Source organism: Klebsiella sp. NPDC088457, from assembly GCF_044900465.1.
Lineage (GTDB): Bacteria > Pseudomonadota > Gammaproteobacteria > Enterobacterales > Enterobacteriaceae > Klebsiella.
The window spans coordinates 68517-88537 of record NZ_JBJDNH010000021.1; the positions used below are offsets into that span (position 1 = coordinate 68517).

The following is a 20021-nucleotide window of genomic DNA, read 5'->3' on the forward strand; positions in this document are numbered from 1 at the left end:
AACAACACATTGAATAATATATTTATTTTATCCACCCACAAATCTGGCATAAGCCCTGCATTAGCTTCTGTGCAGCAGGCAACAGCAAAAGACCAATACGCCGCTGCGCCTCAACCCTACAGAAGGAGATTGCGATGCGTTATGCACATCCTGGCAAGCCGGGCGCCCTGGTTTCATTCAAGTCCGCTTACGGTAACTATATTGACGGCAAATTTGTCGAGCCGCTCGGCGGCGAATACTTTATGAATACCTCCCCAGTGGACGGGAGCGACATTGCACAATTTCCCCGCTCTGATGCCAAAGATATCGACTTTGCCCTTGATGCCGCGCACCGTGCGGCAGAGGCCTGGGGCAAAACGTCGGTACAGCAGCGCTCGAACCTGCTGTTACAGGTGGCCGATCGCATTCAGGAAAACCTGGAGTATCTGGCGATAGCGGAAAGCTGGGATAACGGTAAACCGGTTCGCGAGACGCTGAATGCCGATCTGCCGCTGGCGGTGGATCACTTCCGCTATTTTGCCGGCTGTCTGCGCGCCCAGGAGGGGAGCACGGCGGAAATTGATGAAACCACCGTGGCCTATCACTTCCACGAACCGCTGGGCGTGGTCGGGCAAATTATTCCGTGGAACTTCCCGCTGCTGATGGCGGCGTGGAAGCTGGCCCCGGCGCTGGCGGCGGGAAACTGCGTGGTGCTTAAACCGGCGGAACAGACGCCGCTGAGCATCACGCTCCTGCTGGAGATTATCGGCGATCTCTTCCCGCCGGGGGTACTGAACGTAGTACAAGGTTTCGGGAAGGAAGCCGGCGAGGCGCTGGCGACCAGCAAGCGCATTGCCAAGATTGCTTTTACCGGCTCTACCCCGGTCGGGCGGCATATTCTGGCCTGCGCGGCGGAAAACATTATCCCATGTACCGTTGAGCTGGGCGGCAAATCGCCGAACATCTATTTTGCCGACGTGATGGACGGCGAAGAGGAGTTTATCGAGAAGGCGGTGGAAGGGCTGGTTCTCGGCTTCTTCAACCAGGGCGAGGTATGTACCTGCCCGTCGCGCGCGCTGATCCATGAGTCTATCTACGAGCCGTTTATGGAACGGGTGATGGCGAAAGTGGCTCAGATTCGCCGGGGCGACCCCTTTGACACCGATACGATGATCGGCGCTCAGGCCTCACGCCAGCAGTTCGATAAAATCCTGTCGTACATCAATATTGCCCGGGAGGAAGGCGGCCAGATCCTGACCGGCGGCGAGCGCGCCAGCATTACCGCAGAGCTGGATAGCGGCTACTACATTCAACCGACCCTGATTAAAGGTCGCAACGACATGCGGAGCTTCCAGGAAGAGATTTTCGGCCCGGTGATTGGTATCACCACCTTTAAGGATGAAGCGCAAGCGCTGGCGATCGCTAATGAGACCCAGTTTGGTCTCGGCGCAGGGGTCTGGACCCGCGATAGCAACCTGGCGTATCGCATGGGGCGTGGAATTAAAGCCGGTCGCGTCTGGACCAACTGTTATCACGTTTACCCGGCTCACGCTGCCTTTGGCGGGTATAAGCAGTCGGGGGTTGGCCGTGAAACCCACAAAATGGCCCTCGACGCCTATCAGCAAACCAAAAACCTGCTGGTCAGCTACGGGACCGCGCCGCTCGGCCTGTTCTGATTGACCATCTGTTCGTTCACCGTGTGAGCGGCAGATAAAACCCGCCACCTGCGCGTAAGGTGGCGGGTTTTTTAGTTTGCAGCGCCGCTGGCAATCGCTTCCGCTTTCCAGCAGCGGGCCGAGGCCCCGTTGGCCAGCGCGCGCAGCGGCTGCGGTTTTTCACAGCCTGCGCTGGCGAAGGGGCAACGCTCGCGAAAGTAGCAGCCCTCCGGTAGATGACGGTTGCCGGGCAGTTCGGTATTACGTGGCGCTTCCCCTAACGCCGAGCCGATACGCGGCACCGACTCCATCAGCAGCCGGGTATAGGGATGAGCCGGGGCGTCGAGGACCTGGCGCGCCGCCCCCATCTCGACGATTTGCCCGAGATACATCACCGCCACGCGGTCGCTCATATGGCGCACGACGGAAACGTTATGGGAGATCAGGACATAGGTCAGGTTCTGCTGTTTTTGCAGCTCGACCAGCAGATTCAGGATCTGCGCCTGTACCGAAATATCCAGCGCCGAGGTAGGTTCATCGAGCACGATAATGTCCGGCTTCGCCGACAGCGCGCGGGCAATCGCAATGCGCTGACGCTGGCCGCCGGAAAAGGCGTGCGGGAGGCGATCGAGATACTCCGGACGCAGGCCAACCTGCAGCGCCAGTCGTTCCGCCAGCTCGCGCCGCGCCTTCTCGCTGGGCCGGGACTGGATCCATACCGGCTCGGTGATGGTTCGCCAGACGGGAAGCCGCGGATCCAGCGAGGAGAGCGGGTCCTGAAAGACCATCTGCATTCTCCCGCTGGCGTGCCCGGCATCGGCGGTTTTGCGGCGTTCAAACTGCCCGGAAGAGGGTTTAAGCATCCCCATCAGCAGCTTCGCCAGGGTACTCTTTCCGCAGCCCGATTCGCCGACGATACCCAACGTTTCTCCGCGATATGCCGTGATATCCAGCCCATTTAGCGCATACACGCGTTCGACGACTTTCCCGCGCCAGTTCTTGCGCGCCGGGAAGTTAAGATGGACGTCGCTCAGTTTTAATAGCATCTCAGACATGCGCCTTCTCCAGTTGAGGATACCAGCAGGCCGCTTCCTGCCCGGTTTGCGCTATCGGGCGCAGCGGCGGAGTGATTGCGCAGGCCTCGCCGGCGGCGAAGCAGCGTTCACGAAAGGCGCAGCCGCCCGGCAGATGCGCCAGATTCGGCACCGTTCCGGGAATCGAGCGCAGCAGCGATCGCGGCGCGCCGTTATCCGGCGCGCTGTTGAGCAGGCCTACCGAGTAAGGGTGCAGGGGATGATGCAGCACCTGTGCGGTCATGCCGCTTTCGATGACCACCCCGGCATACATGACGTACAGCCGATCGCAGACCTGGGAGACCACCGCCATGTCGTGGCTGATAAACAGCACTGCCGTTCCCGTAGCCTGCGCTTTCTGTTTTAACAGACGCAGCACCTGGCGTTGCACCGTGACGTCCAGCGCGGTGGTGGGCTCGTCGGCAATCAGCAGGTCAGGTTCGCAGGAAAAGGCGATGGCGATCATCACCCGCTGGCGCATCCCGCCGGACAGTTCGAAAGGGTAGCGTTCCATCACCCGCTGCGGGTCGGCGATCTGCATATCGGCCAGCAGCGCGACCGCCCTGGCGCGCGCCGCGCGGGCGGAGAGCGGGCGATGCTGGCGGATAACGTCCACCATCTGTTTGCCGATCCGTCGCGTCGGGTTCAGCGCGGTCATCGGTTCCTGAAAAATCATCGCCACTTTGCGCCCGCGAATATCGCGCATCTCTTTTTCCGATGCTTGCAGAATATCGTTGCCCAGCAGAGTCACCTGGCCGCTGTGAATCTGATAGCTTGCCGGCGGCAGCAGGCGCATCGCGAGCATCGCGGTGACGGATTTACCGGAACCGGATTCGCCCACCACGCCAACAATTTCACCGCGGTCAATATGCATCGAGACCGCATTCAGGACATGCACTTCGCCCTGGTAGACGGGAAAACTCAAACGGACGTTATCGATAGTCAGAACCCGGCTGCTCATTAACTGCGCCCTCCTGATTTCGGATCCAGTAAATCCTGGATCCCATCACCAAAGAGATTAAACCCGACGGCGGTGATCAGGATCGCCGCGCCCGGGAAGGCGCAGTACCACCACTGATCGAGAACATAATTACGGCCGTTTGCTACCATGGCGCCCCATTCGGCGGTCGGCTGCTGGGCGCCAAGGCCGATAAAGCCTAACGTCGCCGCCATCAGAATGGCGCTGCCGATATCCAGCGAAGCTTGTACCACCAGCGGCGGCAGGGCATTGCGCAGGATATGCCAGCTGATCAGGTGCCAGCGGGAGGCGCCGAAGGTCACGGAAGCCTCAACGAAGCTATGCTGACGCACGACCAGCGTTTGTCCGCGCGCCAGGCGGACGTAAAACGGGATCCGCACGATGGCGATCGCCAGCATCGCGTTGAATAAACTCGGGCCTAACGCCGCGGCCAGCGCCATTGTCAGCACCAGCGAAGGGATCGACAGCATAATATCCATCAGCCGCATGATCAGCGCATCGCTGCGCCCACCGAGGACCCCGGAAAGACAGCCCAGCAGCGAGCCGCTGATCCCGGCGATCAGCACCACCGCCAGTCCGGCGGCGATCGATTGCTGGCTGCCGATCAGCACCCGACTGAACAGATCCCGCCCCACTTCGTCGGTGCCAAACCAGTGGTTCAGCGACGGCGCCTGCAGGCGGACGGTGAGATCGATGGCGTTGGGATCGTGAGGGACCAGCCACGGCGAGAAGATCATCAGGAACAGCATGATCAACATAATGGCGCCGCCGATCAGCGTCAGCGGGCTTTTACGCACCAGCCACAGGCGGCGCTTCCACACGTGGCTGCGGCCGCTTTTGGCAATAACGCCGGGGCGCTCCTGAGTTATCATCACTTAGTTTTCTCCCCGACCCATACGCGGGTCTATCCACAAATAGAGCAGGTCGACGAGCAGGTTGACCAGCACGTAGGCAAATGACACCACCACGGCGAATCCCATCACCGCCGGAAAATCGAGCGCCTGAATTGAGGAGACCACGTAGGCCCCCATCCCGGGCCAGGCAAAGACGGTTTCGGTCAGCACCGCGCCGTACAGCAGATCCCCCAGCGCCAGCCCGAGCACGGTAACCGACGGGATCAGCGCGTTAGGCAGGGCATAGCGTATGATGATGGTCCACTTCGGCAGGCCGCTGGCCAGCGCGGTGCGGATGTAGTCTTCGCTGAGCTGTTCCAGCATGGCGGAACGAATTTGCCGGGCGACAATCCCCAGATGAACGAAGGCCAGCGTGGCGGCGGGGAGAATCAGATGCTGCAGGGCGTTAAAGAAGACCTCGAGGTTCCCTTCCAGCAGCGCGTCAAGCAGATAAAAACCGCTTATGTGGGTCGGTGGGTCAAACCAGTCGTCAAGCCGTCCGCTCCCCGGCAGCCAGTTCAGCTTGCCGTAAAACAGCACGATCACCCCCAGACCCAGCCAGAACGCCGGGGTGGAAATTCCGGTCAGCGCCATCAGGCGCACCAGATGATCGGTCCAGCGGTTGCGGTATACCGCCGAGAGCACGCCCAGCGGAATGCCGACCACCAGCGCGATAAACAGGGCGCAGATCGCCAGTTCCAGGGTCGCCGGGAAAAAGGTTTTTAAATCTTCCAGCACCGGACGGCCGGTACGGATGGAGGTCCCCAGGTCGCCGTGCAACAGCGCGCCGACATAGTGAAAAAATTGCTGCCATAACGGCAAATCCAGCCCCAGCTGCTGGCGGATATGCTGCACGATTTCATCGCTCGCGCGGTCGCCTGCCAGCAGCCGCGCCGGGTCGCCGGGAATGAGGTGCGAAATAATAAAGGTGATCACGCATACGCCGGCGACGACGAGGATCAGCCCCCAGCTGCGTTGTCGGATTAAACCCCAGAAACTCATGATGACGTCCTCTGCCGGGCCTGCGACGGCCCGGCATGACAAGGTTAAGATACGGCGCGCTATTTGTGCATTTCGGCAATATTGAAGATCTGTTCGAGCATCGGGTTAAAGACGAAGTCTTTGACCTCTTTGTTCATCGCCACCTGGTAGTTTTTCTGGAACAGATAGACATAGGCGGCCTCATCGATCACCGTTTTCTGCACCGCCTGATAATCTTTGGTGCGTTGCGCCTGATCGGTGGTGGAGACGGCCTGCTTGAGCAGCGCGTCAACCTGCGGGTTGACATAGAACGCGCGGTTACCCGGCAGCCCCTTCTTATCCGACTCAAACCAGTAGTTCATGAACATGTAGGGGTCGGCGAAATCCGGGCTCCAGTTACCGATGGCGATGTCGTAATCCCCTTTACCAATCCGCTCGCGCATGGTGGCGTTAGCCAGTTTTTCGAGCTTCACCGTGATCCCCAGCGCCTGCAGGTTGGCCTGGGTGGAGAGCGCGATCGGCTCCCAGTTAGGGTCATTATCGGAGTAGAGGAATGACAGGGTTTTCGGTTTATCCGCCACCTTGGCCAGCGCCGCTTTGGCTTTGTCCATATCGAGGGAATACTGCATGGTGCTGGCGTCGAAGCCCCACATGCCGTCAGGGATCGGGCCGCGCATCTGTTTACCGTTACCGCCGAGGATCCCGCTGACCATCCCTTTATAATCGGTGGCCCAGGAGACTGCGCGACGTAAATCGACCTGGTTCATCGGCGCTTTACTGTTGTTGAGGTACAGGTAGGTCACGCGCAGCGCCGGATAGTCATACACCGCGACGTTATCCTCCTTCTTCAGCGCCGCGAACTGGTCTACCGGCAGCGCATCGGCGATATCCAGATCGCCCTTGGTCAACTGCAGACGACGGGCGGAGCTTTCACCGATAATTTTCACCGTCACCCGCTTAAAGGTTGGTTTCAGGCCGCTATAGTGCGGGTTGGGCACCAGCACCAGCTGCTGGCCTTTTTGCCAGCGTTGCAGCATATAGGCGCCGGAGCCGGCGGTGTGTTCCGCCAGCCAGCCGCGGGCGTCGTCGGCGGCGTGGGCCTTCAGGACCGCCGGATTGACGATCGACGCGCCGTCATTAGCGAGAGTATGGAGGAACGGAGCGAAGGCCTCCGGCAGGGTGAAGCGTACCGTCGTCGGGTCCACGGCATCAATTTTCAGCCCAGTGGGGAAGGCTTCCGAAGGGCCTTGCTTAATGCGCATCAGCCGTTCAAACGAGAGTTTGACCGCCTCGGCGGTCACCGGTGAACCGTCATCGAATTGCATGCTTTTGTGCAGCGTAAAGGTCCAGGTTTTACCGTCATCAGAGACCTGCCAGCTTTCGGCCAGCTCGCCTTCGACGTCCGTAGAGCCTTTCCCCTCGTCGGTTTTATATTTCACCAACCGCTGATAGGCCGGATAGGTAACCGTCCAGTCGTTGTTATCAATGGTGACGGCCGGGTCGAGGGTCTGCGGATCGGCGGCTTTGCCGATCGCCAGCATATCTTTAGGGACCGCGGCATAGGTCGGAGCGACGGCCGCCGCCAGCGCGACGGCCAGCAGCAGTGGGCGAGAAGCTACGGATGGGGTGCGAATCATTTTCATGGAATTACTCCGTCAGTCTTGGCTGGGGACAGGCAGGCGAAAACATCGTCAAGGAGCGGATAACCGGCCGCGTCCGGTAATTCGAAGTGCCACCATTCCGTGGAAATGCCCTTAAAGCCGCCGCCAAACATAATGGCGTTCAGCAGCAGGCGGTTACGCTGAGCGGACTGGGGGACCGCCGGATGGTAAGGGTGAGACAGGTCGTTCATCTCATCGAAGGCGGTGCCCATATCCAGCGGCTGGCCGTTTTCATCGAGCAACGTCACGTCGATAGCGGTACCGCGGCTGTGGTTCGACCCCAGCGCAATCGGCACCACGTAATCCTGGTTCGGGCAGGCGTTCCACAGCAGCTGCTGTGCCTGCTGCGGGCGATAGGCATCGAGAACCAGCAGCGTCAGGCCAGCCCGTTGCGCAATGTGCAGCGACTTTTCCAACGCCGCCGCCGCGTCCGGGTGCAGCAGGCAGCGGGCTTCGCTATAAATCGGCTGACCGGTAATGTTATCAGCGCTGGCGTACTTGAGATCGATAGGGAGCGCCGGGAACCGCGCGCGGATATCGACCAGGGTGAGTTGCTGATTCATCTGTTATTTCCTGTCCTGGAGCCTGCGAGCAGGCGCTTATTCACGTTCAAATTGACCAAATTCCTGCTGTAGCGCCCGGTTCTCCGCCAGACGCCGCGACAGCGACGGACCGAGGCGTTCAACGACCGCAGAGAGCAGCAGGTTGAAAAGGCAGCTGATGGGCGCGAGAGAGTCCCAGAAATGACCGGTATCGGTTTTAACCTGTAGCAGGTCGAACGGATAGTCGCGGGCCCACGGGCACCAGATATCGGTGACCAGCGCGGTCGCGATACCGCGGTCGGCGGCCACCCGACAGAACTGGCGGGCGGCGCTGGAGTAGGCGCGGGTATCGGTAAGGACGATATAGGGGCGTTCATATTCGGAGTTCAGGGACTCCAGCCAGCTACCGGAGCTGCCGTCGGCATAGGTCACGCGCGGGCGCAAATATTCGAGATGGCTAAAAAAAGTGTTGGCAAGGCCGCGCGTCGACTGGATGCCGAGCACCATCACCGCATCGGCTTGCGCAATCTGCTCGCTGACCCGGGCGAAGGTCTCTTCCTGCGCCAGCTGGTAAACATAGCGGATAGCATCCAGCTCCATCTGCAGCGACAGGCTGGCGCGATCGGGCTGCGTTTGCTGCTGCGCCCAGAAGTCGAGGCGGTCGATAACGCCCCAATGTTTATAGGGCACCGGCGCACGATCTTTCAGGCTGTTTTTGACATCGTCGAGGTTACGGTAGCCGAGCTTGCGCAGGTAGCGGCCGACGGTGATCCCGCTGGTCCCGGTCGCCTGGGCAATGCTGTCGGCCGTCTCAAAGGGAATATGCTGTCGATGGCTCAGCAGCCAGCTGCCGATGCGCTTTTCGCTCGGCGTAAGCTGGTTAAATGTCGATTCGATGATGCGAAACAGCCCGTCGCTCTCGTTCATACTCGCCCTCAATGATATTTCGCTCTCATGGACCATCATTGTGTTACTCAGCTAACAAAGCACGATGCATGCCAGCTCTTGCGGAACACCGTCATTAGCGGTATTGCAGGGAAAAGGCTGGAGGCAGGCGAATGATGAGCGTAGATTTTCAGCAAAATATGCACAATGAAGGTGCAACGTTTCCTGGTTGTGCATCACAAAAATAAAACATATGGTTAACAAAGTTGTCATGAATATCCGCCGGCAAAAAATGAAAACAGGCGGATGTATTTCACGCAGAGTTAACGTAACTGACTCATTAATAAGGACGATGGTATGAACGTAAAGGTCTGTATTGCCCTGATATTCGCCAGCCTCGCCTGCAGCAGCCAGGCGCGCGATATGCAGGCAATTCAACACAGCGGCGAGCTGAAGGTCGGGGTGCCGGGAGATTACGCGCCGCTGGCGTATCGCAACGAAGCCGGGGAGCTGCGGGGGTATGACGTGGATATGGCAAAAGACCTTGGTCAGAAACTGGGCCTCAAGGTCACCTTTGTGCTCACCAGCTGGCCGACGCTTTCTGAAGACCTGAAGGCCGATAAATTTGATATCGCCATGGGGGGCGTCACCGAAACCCCGCAGCGGGCTAACGATTTCGCCTTAAGCCATCCGGTGGTGGCAAACGGAAAAATCGCTCTCGCCAACTGTATGGCGGCGCCGGCGCTGGGTAGCCTCGAAAAGATAGACCGGCCGAATGTGAAGGTGATTGTGAATCCCGGCGGCACCAACCAAAGCTATGTTGATGCCCATATCAAACATGCGCAGATCGTTCGGGTGAAAAATAACGTCGATAACCTCGACGCGCTGCGCAAGAAAACCGCCGATATGATGGTTACCGACCTGATTGAGGGAGTCTATTACGCGAACAAAGAGCCCGGCGTCTTTTGCGTCGCGACCGATAAGCCGTTTCCGGGGACCGCCAGCTTTAAAGTCTATATGATGAGCAAAGATAATCAGCCGCTGCTGGAGAAGGTCAACCAGTGGCTGGATAGCCAGGATAAAAATATCCTCAAACAAAAGTGGAAGATTAACGAATAGGCGCCGGCGGCGAACACCTTGCCGGCCGGCAAGGTGCAGCTGGCGAACAGGCCGCATTTCTCGCCGGCAGAATGCGGGCTAAATCATCTGCCCCGACTCCAGCTTAATCAGCCGATCCGCCAGGTGAAAATAGCGGTCGTCGTGGGTAATCGCGATGATGGTTTTGCCTTCGGCCTTCAGCATTGGCAGCAGTTCAAGGTAAAACACCGCTTTGAACTCCGGGTCCTGATCGGCGGCCCACTCATCGAACAGGTACAGCGGCCGCTCCTCCAGCCACGCCTGCAGGAGCGCCAGCCGTTTCCGCTGCCCCTGCGAGAGGGCGGTGGTGGAGAAGCGCCCGTCCTGAAAGCGCACTTTATGGCTGAGCTTAAGCAACTGCAGCAGACGGTTAACCTGCTCTGGCGTTCGTTCATGCACAAACGCCACGTCGTCGAACAGGTAAAAGTCGCTGAATACCGCCGAGAACAGCTGGCGATAGGCCTCCTGCTGGTCGGCGGCAACGGGGTGGCCGTTCAGCAAAATAGCCCCGCTGTCCGGCGGATAAAGGCCCACCAGCAGATTGGCGAGGGTGGTTTTGCCGCTGCCGTTGCCACCGACGACAAACACCAGCTCGCCGGGGGTAAACTGCATATTCAACGGCCCGAGGGTAAAGCGTTCGCCGTCCTCCCCCTGGTATTGATAGCGCACCTCGCTTAGCGTCAGAGAGCGAAAAGGCTCCGCTGGCAAGCGGCGCTGCGGCCGCTCCGGCGGCAGGTCGTCACGTAGCTGCTGGACCCGCTGCAGCGCCACCCGGGCGCTGGCGATGGTCGGCAGCGACGACAGTACCCCTTCAACCGGAACAATCATGTAGAGGAAGATCATGACATAGCCGGTGATCACCGTCGGCGAAAGCGTCAGCGACTCGCGCAGGCCGAAGAGCACCAGGCCGATAAAGGCAAAAAACAGAATGCTGCCCCAGCTGGTGGCCAGTCCGTACAGGATATAGCCGCGGGTACGCTCCTGGCGGACGGCCTCAATATTGTCAGCCAGCTCGCCATAGACAAACTGACGGCGGCGGGAGGCATTCAGCCGGTACTCGCGCCCGCCATCGAACAGCTTTTTGCACTGCTGAATCAGGGTGTCTTCTCGCTGCCGCGACTGACGCAGCAGACCGATGGCCCGGCCGTGGGCGGCGCGATAGCCGAGGGTGCCTAGGGCGATGGCGGCCAGCGCCAGCGCGAGGACGCCAACCGAGAGGGTGGCGAGATAAACCAGGCAGCCGACGATCACCGCGCCATAGATAAACAGATTCGGCAGGCTGACGAAAAACACCACCAGAGTATCGAGATCCTGGGTCAGCACCGACACCGTTTTCGCCATCCCGGCGCGCTCCAGCGCCAGCCAGCGGGTCTCGCTGACGTGCCGGGTCAGTTCGCCACGTAGCCGCGCTTTCACTTTCTGCCCGAGATACATAAAAGTGGTCTGCGAAATCACCCGGGTCGCCAGCATCAGCAGGGCCAGCAGCGCAAACTGTACCCCCGGGCCGAGCCCGCTTTGCGCCTGGGGCAGCGTCAGGCTGTGGTTAATCATCGCCAGCAGCGATGCATTGCTAAAACCGCTGATTAACCCGGCAACCACCGCCAGCAGCAGCCAGCCGCCGACCATACGAAACAACATCAATAGAACCGACATGCGGAATTCCTTTTTCATGGCTTATTCTTTGTTATTCACCGCCGCGCGGGCGCTTCGCGCGCATCAACGGCCAGACCAGCAGCGGGACGCCGATCAGCGATGCCACCAGCCCGACCGGCAGCTGTCGCGGATAGAGCGCATTGCGCCCCAGCCAGTCGGCGAAGGTCATGATCCAGGCGGACAGCAGCGCGGCGGTGTAGAGCTGCGCCAGCGCGCCTTTGACGCCGACTTTACGTGCCAGATGCGGCCCCAGCAGGCCAATAAACGACACCGGGCCGACCAGCAGCGTAGCGAGTCCGGTCATCAATGCCGCCAGCGCCAGCACCCCAAAACGGGCGCGGGGCAGGGAGACGCCCAGTGAACCGGCAACGCCGCCGAGCGGCAGGAGGGTCAGCCAGCGGCGCAGCAGCGGCGTCAGCGCCAGCAGAAGCAGAGTGGCGATAAACAGTGCCTGCGCCAGCGGCGCGCTGATGTAATAGGTGCTGCCGGTCATCAGCGGCAGCAGTACTGAGCTGGCGGCGAGGTTATTGAGCATGACAATGCTGACCGCCGCCTGACAAAGCGCGTTGAGGGCCACGCCGTTCAGCAGTACCCGCTGTGGATTAAAGGCGCTGCTGCGGCTGTTCCACATCGTCAGCAGCAGGCTGATGAGCGCGCCGCAGAGGCTGCTGAGCAGCAAAAAAGCGCTGCCGTGGGTGGGGAACAGCAGAATATAAACGGTTACTCCCATCGCCGCGCCGCCGCCAATACCCAGCACTTCAGGGCTGGCGAGCGGGTTGCCGCTTACCCGTTGCATCAGTACGCCCGCCCCGGCGAGCAGAGCGCCGGCGCTGATGGCCGCCAGCAGGCGCGGCAGCCGCAGAGGCAGGAGCTGAGCCATTTCCGCCGAATGGGCCCAGTGCCAATGCGTCAGCCCGTGGCCGAAAAACAGCGAGACCACGATGGATAGCAGCAGGGCGAACGCCGTCGCCCACGGCACCCAGCGGCTGGCGGAATACGCCGCCGCCCGCGGCGCCGGCGCCGTATCAAGCGCGTGCTGGCGGGCATGGCGCGCCAGCAGGATCAGCAGCGGCCCGCCGGTCAGCGCGGTCAACATCCCCACCGGCAGCAGCTGGCCGTTGAGCAGCGAAACCCGGGAGACGCACAGGTCGGTAAACCACAGCAGACCCGCGCCGAGCAGCGCGCTATGCCGCAGCAGCTGGCGCGAGGTGCGCGCTCCGCCAAAACGGGCGAGATGCGGCGCGGCGAGGCCAATAAAGCCAATCACCCCGACGGCGTTCACGATCAGCGCGCTCATCACCAGCGCCAGCAATACCGCCGCCGCGCGGATCCGCAGCGGCGAAGCGCCAAGGCTGGTGACCATCGTTTCCGGCAGCTGCAGCAGTTCCAGCGGGCGCAACAGCAGCAACAGCAGCCCCAGGCACAGCGCCAGCCGCGGCAGCAGCGTCAGCAACAGATGGCCGTCCTCCTGGGCCAGCGAACCGCCGCCCCACATCAGCACGGTCAGCAGGAAACGATCGTTGATGATGGCGATCAGCATCGTCAGCGCGCCGCACCATAAATTGATCATCATTCCGGCCTGAATCATCACCAGCGGCGAGAGGCGCTGGCGCCAGCTGAGAAGCAGCACCAGCAGCAGCGCCGTCAGCTCGCCGCCGATAATGACCCCCATCCTGGTTCCGCCGCTGAGCGCCGGCAGCCATAGCGACGCCAGCCCCATCGCCAGCGTCGCGCCGGAGGTCATGCCCAGGGTGATTGGCTCCGCCAGCGGGTTGCGCAGCGCGCGCTGCATCAGCCAGCCGCACAGTCCGAGCGTGGCCCCGCCGATAATGGCCATCCCCTGACGCGGCAGCCACATGTTGTGCAGGATAATCGCCGTCGGCTGCCCGCTGTGGGTACTGAACAGCGCGGCAAACCCGCCCTGATGCAGCACATCGCTGCCCGCCAGCAGCAGCGAAACCAACCACAGTCCGCCGATAACGCCCCAGGAGAGGCGGCAGGAAAAGGGCTCATGCATCGTGCCACCCCGCCATCAGCTGGCTGAAAATATCGGCAAAACGCCCGGCGGTGATCAGCGCTCCGGCATCGCTGATGGGTTGCTCAATCAGCGCGATCGGATAGCGTGAGGTCAGCGGCAAACGTCGCCAGAGCGGGCTTTGCTGCCAGCGGGCGACCGCCTCCTGCTGGTCCGCCGCCACCAGCAGGATCAGCCGGGCGTCAACGCTCGCGATGCGGGTCAGTTCCACCAGGACGTTGCCTTCCGCACCGCCGCCGTCGCGCCAGGCGTTGCGCATCCCGCAGGCCGTCAGTACATCCCCCGGCAGGCTGCCGGGGGTATACAGCCGCAGATGCAGGGCGTCCACCGGCGCGGCGAACAGCACCGGCTGCTGCAGACCGGGCGCGTAGCCGCGAGCGCGGGCAAGCTGCTGGCGCAGGTGGGCGAGCAGCGTTGCCGCCCGCGCTTCACGATTTAGCGCGCCGCCCAGCTGCCGGGTGGCGCTGATGAAGGCGCTTAGCCCATGGGCCGGCAGCGTCAGGAGAGGGGCGATCTGAGCCAGCGCGGGTTTTAACAGAACATGCTGGGGGGTGATCACAATGGTGTCCGGCTGCAAGGCATACAGCGTTTCCAGATTGGGTTGGAACAGCAGCCCCAGGTCCTGCACCGTCTGCGGCAGAGCAGGCGTGGGGATCAGTTTGCGATACCAGTCCGGCGCCGAAACGCCGGCTGGCGTCACGCCGAGGGCAAGGATCATCTCCGTCAGCCCCCAGTCCAGTACCGCCAGCCGCCGTGGCACCGGCGTACTGCCGGCCCACGACAGGGCGGGGGCCAGCAGAGCGGCCGTTAATAACCGGCGTCGTGAGAGCATCGTTACCACTTGTAGTTCACGGTGGCCACCAGCTGGCGTTTCATCGCATATTCACAGCCGTTGTCCTGGCAGGAGGCGAGGTAGGTTTTATCGGTCAGATTGGCGGCGTTAAGCGCCACGCCCCATTCGCGCCACTGATAGCCAATGCGCGCATCGTAAACCGTCGCCGCAGGGACTTTCAGACTGTTATCGGTGGTCGCGTAGCTGCTGCCGACATAACGCACGCCGCCGCCCAGCGAGAAACCGTCGAGCGGGCCGCTGAGCGCGTACTGGGTCCACAGTTTGGCGCTGTGCCGGGAAATGCCTACCGGATGTTTACCTTCGCTACCGTCGTTGGCGCTGGTGACTTTGGGATCGGTTAGCGCATAGGATGCGAGGAGCGACCAGGCCGGGGTGATGTTGATTTTGCCGTCCACTTCGATCCCGCGGGAGCGGATCTCGCCGGTCTGCACGCTGAAGTTGGCATGATCCGGATCCGGGGTCGCAACGTTGGTTTCACGCAGGTTAAACAGCGCGAGAGTAAACAGCGCGTCGAGACCGACCGGATCGTACTTCAGGCCAATCTCCGACTGTTTGCCTTCGGTTGGTTTAAAGGCGTGGCCGGAGAAATCGGTGTTGCTGCTGGGCACAAACGATGTCGAGTAGCTGACGTACGGCGCGAGGCCATTATCGAAGTGGTAGAGCAGCCCGGCGCGGCCGGTGGTGGCGTAATCGTTACGTTCGCTACGGCTATCGGTGAGCAGGTCGGTGCTTTTGGTTTTGGCCGCGTCGTAGCGCCCGGCGAGGTTCACGATCCAGCGGTTCCACTCCAGCTGATCCTGTAAATAGAACCCGGTTTGATCCATGGTGGAGTGGGTATTGCTGTCGAAGGCCGGTTTTTCGACCGGGGTGCTGTAGTCCGGATCGCGATAGTTGATCGGACTCGCGTCGCCGTAGCCTGCCTGGCTGCGCACCGAGCTGTGCATCCGGTCGATTCCCGCCAGCAGCGTGTGGGCGATCGGCCCGCTCTGCAAATGGAACTCCGCCTGGTTATCCACCGCAAAGTTGACCATCGTCTCTTTCAGGTTCATCGAATAGCGGTCAATCAGCGGCGCGTCGGCGTGCTTGCCCCACGGATACACCATCAGGTAGTCGCCGGTGCTGCTGATATAGCGCAGGTTCTGACGGAAAGTCACCGTGTCGTTAAAGTCATGGCGGAACTGATAGCCGATGCTGCCCTGTTCGCGTTCATACTTGTCAAAATCGGGCTGCCCGCCGTAGAAGTGGGTGGAGATCTGCCCGTTCGGGTTGTGCGTCAGCGTCCCGGAAATGGGCATCTGGTTGTAAAAGCCGCTGTCCGGGTCTTTGCGCAGCTGCGCAAGCAGGGTCAGGCTGGTGCGATCGCTCGGCTGCCAGGTCAACGAGGGGGCGATGTCATAGTGCTGATAGCGGGTATGATCGACCTGGGTCTCGCTGTCGAAGAAGGTACCCGCGATGCGACCCAGCAGCGTTTTGTCAGCGTTCAGCGGCCCGGTGACGTCAAATCCGGTAGCGAACAGGTTGTTATTACCGGTCGTGACATACACCTGGCCGCCGGGTTCGGCCTGCGGGGTTTTACTCACCATGTTGACGATCCCGCCGGGATTGGCCTGGCCGTAGAGTACCGAGGCCGGGCCTTTGACCACTTCGATACGCGAGAGCAGGAACGGGTCCCATGCCGGCCGGCTCCACCAGGCTTCACGCGGCAGGCGCAGGCCGTCAAGATACTCGTCGGCTTCAAATCCGCGCACCAGAATGGTGTCAAAGCGGGTATCCGGCCCGGAGCTTTCCGACGAGACGCCGGAGACGTAGCGCAGCGCTTCCGGGATCGTTTTCGCCGCCTGGTCTTCGATTTGCGCCTGGGTGACGACGGCAATACTTTGCGCCGTCCGGCCGATCAGCTGGCTGGATTTGCTGCCCGCCGTCGCGTTATGCGCAACGATATTACTTTCGTCATCCAGACCCTGGGAGTCGGCCGCGGCGGTGACCACCATCGTCTGTTCTTTTGTGCTATCCTGCCCGCTATCCGCAGTAAACGCTTGCCCGCTGTATCCTGCGATGATCGTACATGCCAGTACTTTCAACGGTTTATCCCTGAGAAACTTGCCAATCTGTCTCATAGCATTTCCGACTGTTATTAGAATTAGGTGGAAATGATAATTATTCAACTTTAAAAGAGAAGCCCGTCCGTGGCAGAATGGCGCGACTGGCCACCTGGATGTCGCCATTCGGACAAAAGTTGTCTCTATACGCAGCAGTGCTCATAAATGGTGAGAATCGGACAAAGGCAGGTGAAGATGACAATCCAGCACGCTATTGAAGGGCTGCGCCAGCTGAAATATACCCCGGGCAGCGAAGAGCCGGTTCATCAACATGAACAGGGCCAGCTAATTTATCCGCTGCGCGGAGTGGCGAAAGTTGTCACCCCGCAGCATATCTGGCTGCTGTCGCCCGGGCGCGCCATCTGGCTGCCCGGCGGTTTGTCGCATGGTCTGCAGGCGATTGACCATGTGGTGACGCAGAATCTCTATTTAACCCCTCAGGTCTCGCGCCAGTTTGGCGTTCAGTGCCGCGGTCTGACGGCGACGCCGTTGCTGCATACGCTGTTTGCCGCAGGCCTGGAAGAAGGTGTTCCGGCACAACGGCAGGCGCTGATTTACGCGCTGTTAAGCGATGAACTTGCTCGCTTACCGGCCAGCATGCTCTGCCATGTGGTCCTCCCCAGCGACCGGCGCGTACGCCAGGTGTGCGATACGCTGTGCCGCGAGCTGGACCATACGGCCACGCTGGCGTGGTGGGGGCAAAAGGTCGGCGCCAGCGAACGCACGCTGGCGCGCCTGTTCCGCGAAGAGACCGATCTTAGTTTCTCCGAGTGGCGCCAGCAGATCCGTCTGCTGGAGGCAGTGTGTAATCTTGCCCGCGGGGTGACGGTCGGCAAACTGGCGCATGAGCTGGGCTATGCCAGCGCCAGCGCCTTTATCGCTATGTTCCGCAAAAAGCTAGGCGTGTCGCCGCAGCGCTATATTCAGGCCGCGGGTGTGAAAGGGTAACGGATACGCCTTCAATTAAATATTTATTATTATCAATGAATTATCTATTTAATCTCCTCTTATGTGTACTCAGTGTGTAAAATTACACACTGATCACAATTCTCAATCTGCCGTCGTGATTTAATTCTCTCAACCTAAACTGAGAGGAACACTCATGAAACACATGATGATTTGCTGTGGCGCAGGCGTAGCGACCAGCACCGTGGCGCTGAATAAACTGCAGGACTTTCTGAAAAAAGAGAATCTCCTCGATAAAGTCCGTATTTCTCAAGGAACCGTGGCGGAAGCAAAAACGCGTGATGATATTGATTTTATTGTTTCAACCTCGCCCGTCGATCTTTCTGTTCCGGTCATTAACGCTCTGCCGCTGTTAACCGGCATGGGTACCGATAAAGTGTTCAGCAGCGTGAAAGAATTAATTCTCGCCGAGGGTTAAACCATGTTTATTGTTGATTACATCGTCGGCTTAGGCGCATCGGTGATGATGCCGCTGATATTTATGCTCCTCGGTCTGATATTACGTCTGTCGCTCAGTAAAGCGCTGAAAGCCGGATTAATGGTGGGGATCGGTTTTATCGGCTTAAGTATTACCGTCAATCTGATGATTGACTCTCTGACCCCCGTCAGCCACGCGCTGGTGGAGCGTTTCGGCCTTAACCTCAACGTGCTGGACGTAGGCTGGCCCGCCGCCGCTGCGGTGGCGATGGGGACGCGCGTCGGCGCCCTGGTGATTCCGGTATGCGTGGCGATTAACGTGCTGATGCTGTACAGCAAAACGACCCGGGTGCTGAATGTCGATATCTGGAACCTGTGGCACCACGCGTTTACCGGATCGCTGGTAACGATTATTACCGATAGCCTGTGGCTGGGTATTTTCGCCGCCGGGATTAACTGTATTATTACGATGGTGATTGCCGATCGTACCAGCGGCGATGTCGAGAAATATTTAAATCTTCCTTCAATTTCGGTACCCCACGGTTTCTCCGCCTCATTTGTTCCGGCGGCGTGGCTGGTGAATGCCATTGTTGACCGTATTCCGCTGCTTCGCGATATTAAAATTGATACCGAAGTGATTCAAAAACGCTTATCCATTCTTGGCGACCCGGCTTCTCTGGGGGCGATTATCGGCGCGCTGTTAGGTATTATTGCCGGTATTGAAGTGAAAGCGATTTTACAAACCGCGATTACCATGGCGGCGGTCATGACCATTATTCCGCGAATGGCGAAAATGCTGATGGAAGGGGTCTATCCGATCAGTGAACGTATTCAGGAGATTGCCCAGTCACGCGCCGGGTCGTTCGGTAAAATTGCTATCGGCCTCGACTCTGCCGTCAGCGTTGGCCACCCGGTGACGCTGTCCGTTTCGATGCTGATGATTCCGGTGATGCTGGTACTGGCGGCGATTATTCCGGGGAACCAGTTCCTGCCCTTTGCATCCCTGACCGGTTTACCGTTCGCCTTTGTACTGGTGACCGCGGTGTGTCGCGGCGACATGTTCCGGACGCTGCTGACCGGGATATTGACCCTGAGCCTGGCGCTGCTGATTGGCACCAGCCTGGCTCCGATCGTCACCAGCACCGCCGTGAGCACCGGTTTCTCCCTGCCGCAGGGGACCACCAGTATCAGTAGCGTGGATTATGCCGGAGCGATGCTGCCGTGGGCCATTATCCAGAGCTTCCATTTAAAAGAGATAGGCGTGGGGATCCTGACCCTGTGCACCATCGCCCTGGTGCTGTGGAACCGACGTAAGCTGGCGCAGGAAAACGAACAGCTGGCGCAGGCCAGCGTGGAGGCGGAGAAATGATGTTTAGCCCACAGCGTGTCGTGACCTTTAACGAGTCCGTGAGTCGGACGGCCCTACTGACCCGCCTTGCGGACAGTCTGCTGGCGGATGGTCTGGTGAAGCCGGGCTTTATCGACGGCGTGTTGACCCGGGAGCAGGTTTACCCGACGGGGATTTTTATGGAAACCCATAGCGTCGCGATCCCGCATACCGAGTTTGAGTACGTTAACCAGACCGGTTTTGCCATCGGCATCAATCTGGCCGGCGTGACCTTCCAGCGCACCGATGAGCCGGAAGAGGCCGTCGTGCCGCAGATTGTGGTGATGATGGCTATCGATAAAACTTGCGAAAAAGTGGCAATTATCCAATCCTTATTCGCATTATTGGCCGATCGCGATCGCGTTAACGATATTGTTAAAATGGCGCCAGAGGAGATTGCAAAAGTGTTCACCGATGCCGTCGTCACGCAGTAAGATAAAACGATGGGTGCCATACGGTGATGCCGGAAGCGAAGAGGGACAAGATGTTACGAATCAGCGACGTCATAGAGTTAGCGATGGTCAGTCGTAAGACTATCTATAACGCCATCAACAGCGGCCGGCTGAAGTATCAGCTGGTGAATGTGGATAATCGTCAGGTTCGTATGTTCCTCGAAGAGGATGTCTTCGAGGCGTTTCCTAAAATCAGCCGCAGCACCACTCAGGAGCAGGAGATGCAGGCGTTACGCGAGGAGGTGGCCTCCCTCAAGTTTGCGCTCGCGGAACTGCAAAAAGCGGTCAATGCCATGGATCCGGATAATCAGTTTGAAATGACCTCGCTGAAAGATCCCGCGAAAACGCCCGACCGCTAGCCAGCGGTCGGGCAC

At 59.8% G+C, this 20021-nt stretch carries 18 protein-coding genes; 7 read left to right on the forward strand and 11 right to left on the reverse strand.

All coding sequences use genetic code 11. The annotated features are described in order from the left end of the window. Nucleotides 1-134: 134 nt before the first annotated feature. The gene (locus ACI2JR_RS15055; protein WP_462478879.1) at nucleotides 135-1655 is read left to right on the forward strand and encodes an aldehyde dehydrogenase family protein; all 1521 of its coding nucleotides are present in this window, start codon (nucleotides 135-137) and stop codon (nucleotides 1653-1655) included. A 71-nt stretch (nucleotides 1656-1726) separates the two neighbouring features. Here ACI2JR_RS15055 and ACI2JR_RS15060 read toward each other — a convergent pair whose 3' ends face one another. From ACI2JR_RS15060 to ACI2JR_RS15090, 7 genes are read right to left on the reverse strand one after another with little or no spacing between them, the layout of a single operon-like run. Continuing rightward, entirely contained in the window at nucleotides 1727-2689 is a 963-nt protein-coding gene (locus ACI2JR_RS15060) for an oligopeptide/dipeptide ABC transporter ATP-binding protein (RefSeq protein WP_462478880.1), read from the reverse strand. Next, the gene (locus ACI2JR_RS15065; RefSeq protein WP_462478881.1) at nucleotides 2682-3668 is read right to left on the reverse strand and encodes an ABC transporter ATP-binding protein; all 987 of its coding nucleotides are present in this window, start codon (nucleotides 3666-3668) and stop codon (nucleotides 2682-2684) included. The genes ACI2JR_RS15060 and ACI2JR_RS15065 overlap by 8 nt, the downstream gene beginning before the upstream one ends. After that, nucleotides 3668-4561, reverse strand: coding sequence for a D,D-dipeptide ABC transporter permease (ddpC, locus tag ACI2JR_RS15070; RefSeq protein WP_132730380.1), 894 nt, complete (start codon nucleotides 4559-4561; stop codon nucleotides 3668-3670). Before ddpC ends, ACI2JR_RS15065 begins: the two co-directional genes overlap by 1 nt. Further along, a complete protein-coding gene (locus tag ACI2JR_RS15075; RefSeq protein WP_462478882.1) occupies nucleotides 4562-5581 on the reverse strand; it encodes an ABC transporter permease in 1020 nt (339 codons plus the stop codon). Nucleotides 5582-5640: 59 nt separating this feature from the next. Beyond that, nucleotides 5641-7203 (reverse strand): ABC transporter substrate-binding protein, encoded by a 1563-nt coding sequence (locus tag ACI2JR_RS15080; RefSeq protein WP_462478883.1) that lies wholly within the window; start codon nucleotides 7201-7203, stop codon nucleotides 5641-5643. Then, nucleotides 7200-7784 carry a D-alanyl-D-alanine dipeptidase gene (gene ddpX / locus ACI2JR_RS15085; RefSeq protein ID WP_462478884.1) on the reverse strand — a complete coding sequence of 195 codons (585 nt, stop codon included), beginning with the start codon at nucleotides 7782-7784 and terminating at the stop codon, nucleotides 7200-7202. The genes ACI2JR_RS15080 and ddpX overlap by 4 nt, the downstream gene beginning before the upstream one ends. A gap of 36 nt (nucleotides 7785-7820) precedes the next feature. Beyond that, nucleotides 7821-8690, reverse strand: a complete 870-nt coding sequence (locus ACI2JR_RS15090) for a MurR/RpiR family transcriptional regulator (RefSeq protein WP_462478885.1) — start codon at nucleotides 8688-8690, stop codon at nucleotides 7821-7823. 315 nt (nucleotides 8691-9005) lie between these two features. Between ACI2JR_RS15090 and ACI2JR_RS15095 the strand changes: the two genes are divergently transcribed. Further along, on the forward strand, nucleotides 9006-9767 hold the full coding sequence (locus tag ACI2JR_RS15095) for a transporter substrate-binding domain-containing protein (RefSeq protein WP_462478886.1): 762 nt from the start codon (nucleotides 9006-9008) through the stop codon (nucleotides 9765-9767). 78 nt (nucleotides 9768-9845) lie between these two features. Here ACI2JR_RS15095 and ACI2JR_RS15100 read toward each other — a convergent pair whose 3' ends face one another. Genes ACI2JR_RS15100 through ACI2JR_RS15115 form a run of 4 tightly spaced genes read right to left on the reverse strand, consistent with a single transcriptional unit; the run spans nucleotide 9846 to nucleotide 16407 of the window. Then, a complete protein-coding gene (locus ACI2JR_RS15100) occupies nucleotides 9846-11438 on the reverse strand; it encodes a cyclic peptide export ABC transporter (protein ID WP_462478887.1) in 1593 nt (530 codons plus the stop codon). A gap of 31 nt (nucleotides 11439-11469) precedes the next feature. After that, the gene (gene fhuB / locus ACI2JR_RS15105) at nucleotides 11470-13455 is read right to left on the reverse strand and encodes a Fe(3+)-hydroxamate ABC transporter permease FhuB (RefSeq protein WP_132730373.1); all 1986 of its coding nucleotides are present in this window, start codon (nucleotides 13453-13455) and stop codon (nucleotides 11470-11472) included. Beyond that, nucleotides 13448-14305, reverse strand: a complete 858-nt coding sequence (locus ACI2JR_RS15110) for an iron-siderophore ABC transporter substrate-binding protein (RefSeq protein WP_462478888.1) — start codon at nucleotides 14303-14305, stop codon at nucleotides 13448-13450. Before ACI2JR_RS15110 ends, fhuB begins: the two co-directional genes overlap by 8 nt. 2 nt (nucleotides 14306-14307) lie before the next feature. Beyond that, nucleotides 14308-16407, reverse strand: a complete 2100-nt coding sequence (locus tag ACI2JR_RS15115; RefSeq protein ID WP_462478889.1) for a TonB-dependent siderophore receptor — start codon at nucleotides 16405-16407, stop codon at nucleotides 14308-14310. Between the two features lie 213 nt (nucleotides 16408-16620). On the opposite strand from ACI2JR_RS15115, the gene ACI2JR_RS15120 reads away from it, so the two are divergent. The 5 genes from ACI2JR_RS15120 to ACI2JR_RS15140 all read left to right on the forward strand — a co-directional run bounded on the left by ACI2JR_RS15120 (nucleotide 16621) and on the right by ACI2JR_RS15140 (nucleotide 20006). Next, nucleotides 16621-17373 carry an AraC family transcriptional regulator gene (locus ACI2JR_RS15120; protein ID WP_132730370.1) on the forward strand — a complete coding sequence of 251 codons (753 nt, stop codon included), beginning with the start codon at nucleotides 16621-16623 and terminating at the stop codon, nucleotides 17371-17373. 154 nt (nucleotides 17374-17527) lie between these two features. Further along, nucleotides 17528-17809: a PTS sugar transporter subunit IIB gene (locus ACI2JR_RS15125; RefSeq protein WP_132730369.1), complete on the forward strand. Its 282-nt coding sequence runs from the start codon at nucleotides 17528-17530 to the stop codon at nucleotides 17807-17809. 3 nt (nucleotides 17810-17812) lie between these two features. Continuing rightward, the gene (locus ACI2JR_RS15130) at nucleotides 17813-19177 is read left to right on the forward strand and encodes a PTS galactitol transporter subunit IIC (RefSeq protein ID WP_132730368.1); all 1365 of its coding nucleotides are present in this window, start codon (nucleotides 17813-17815) and stop codon (nucleotides 19175-19177) included. Continuing rightward, nucleotides 19174-19629 (forward strand): PTS sugar transporter subunit IIA, encoded by a 456-nt coding sequence (locus ACI2JR_RS15135; RefSeq protein WP_132730367.1) that lies wholly within the window; start codon nucleotides 19174-19176, stop codon nucleotides 19627-19629. Before ACI2JR_RS15130 ends, ACI2JR_RS15135 begins: the two co-directional genes overlap by 4 nt. Nucleotides 19630-19679: 50 nt before the next feature. Further along, on the forward strand, nucleotides 19680-20006 hold the full coding sequence (locus ACI2JR_RS15140; protein ID WP_132730366.1) for a MerR family transcriptional regulator: 327 nt from the start codon (nucleotides 19680-19682) through the stop codon (nucleotides 20004-20006). The last annotated feature ends 15 nt before the right edge of the window (nucleotides 20007-20021 follow it).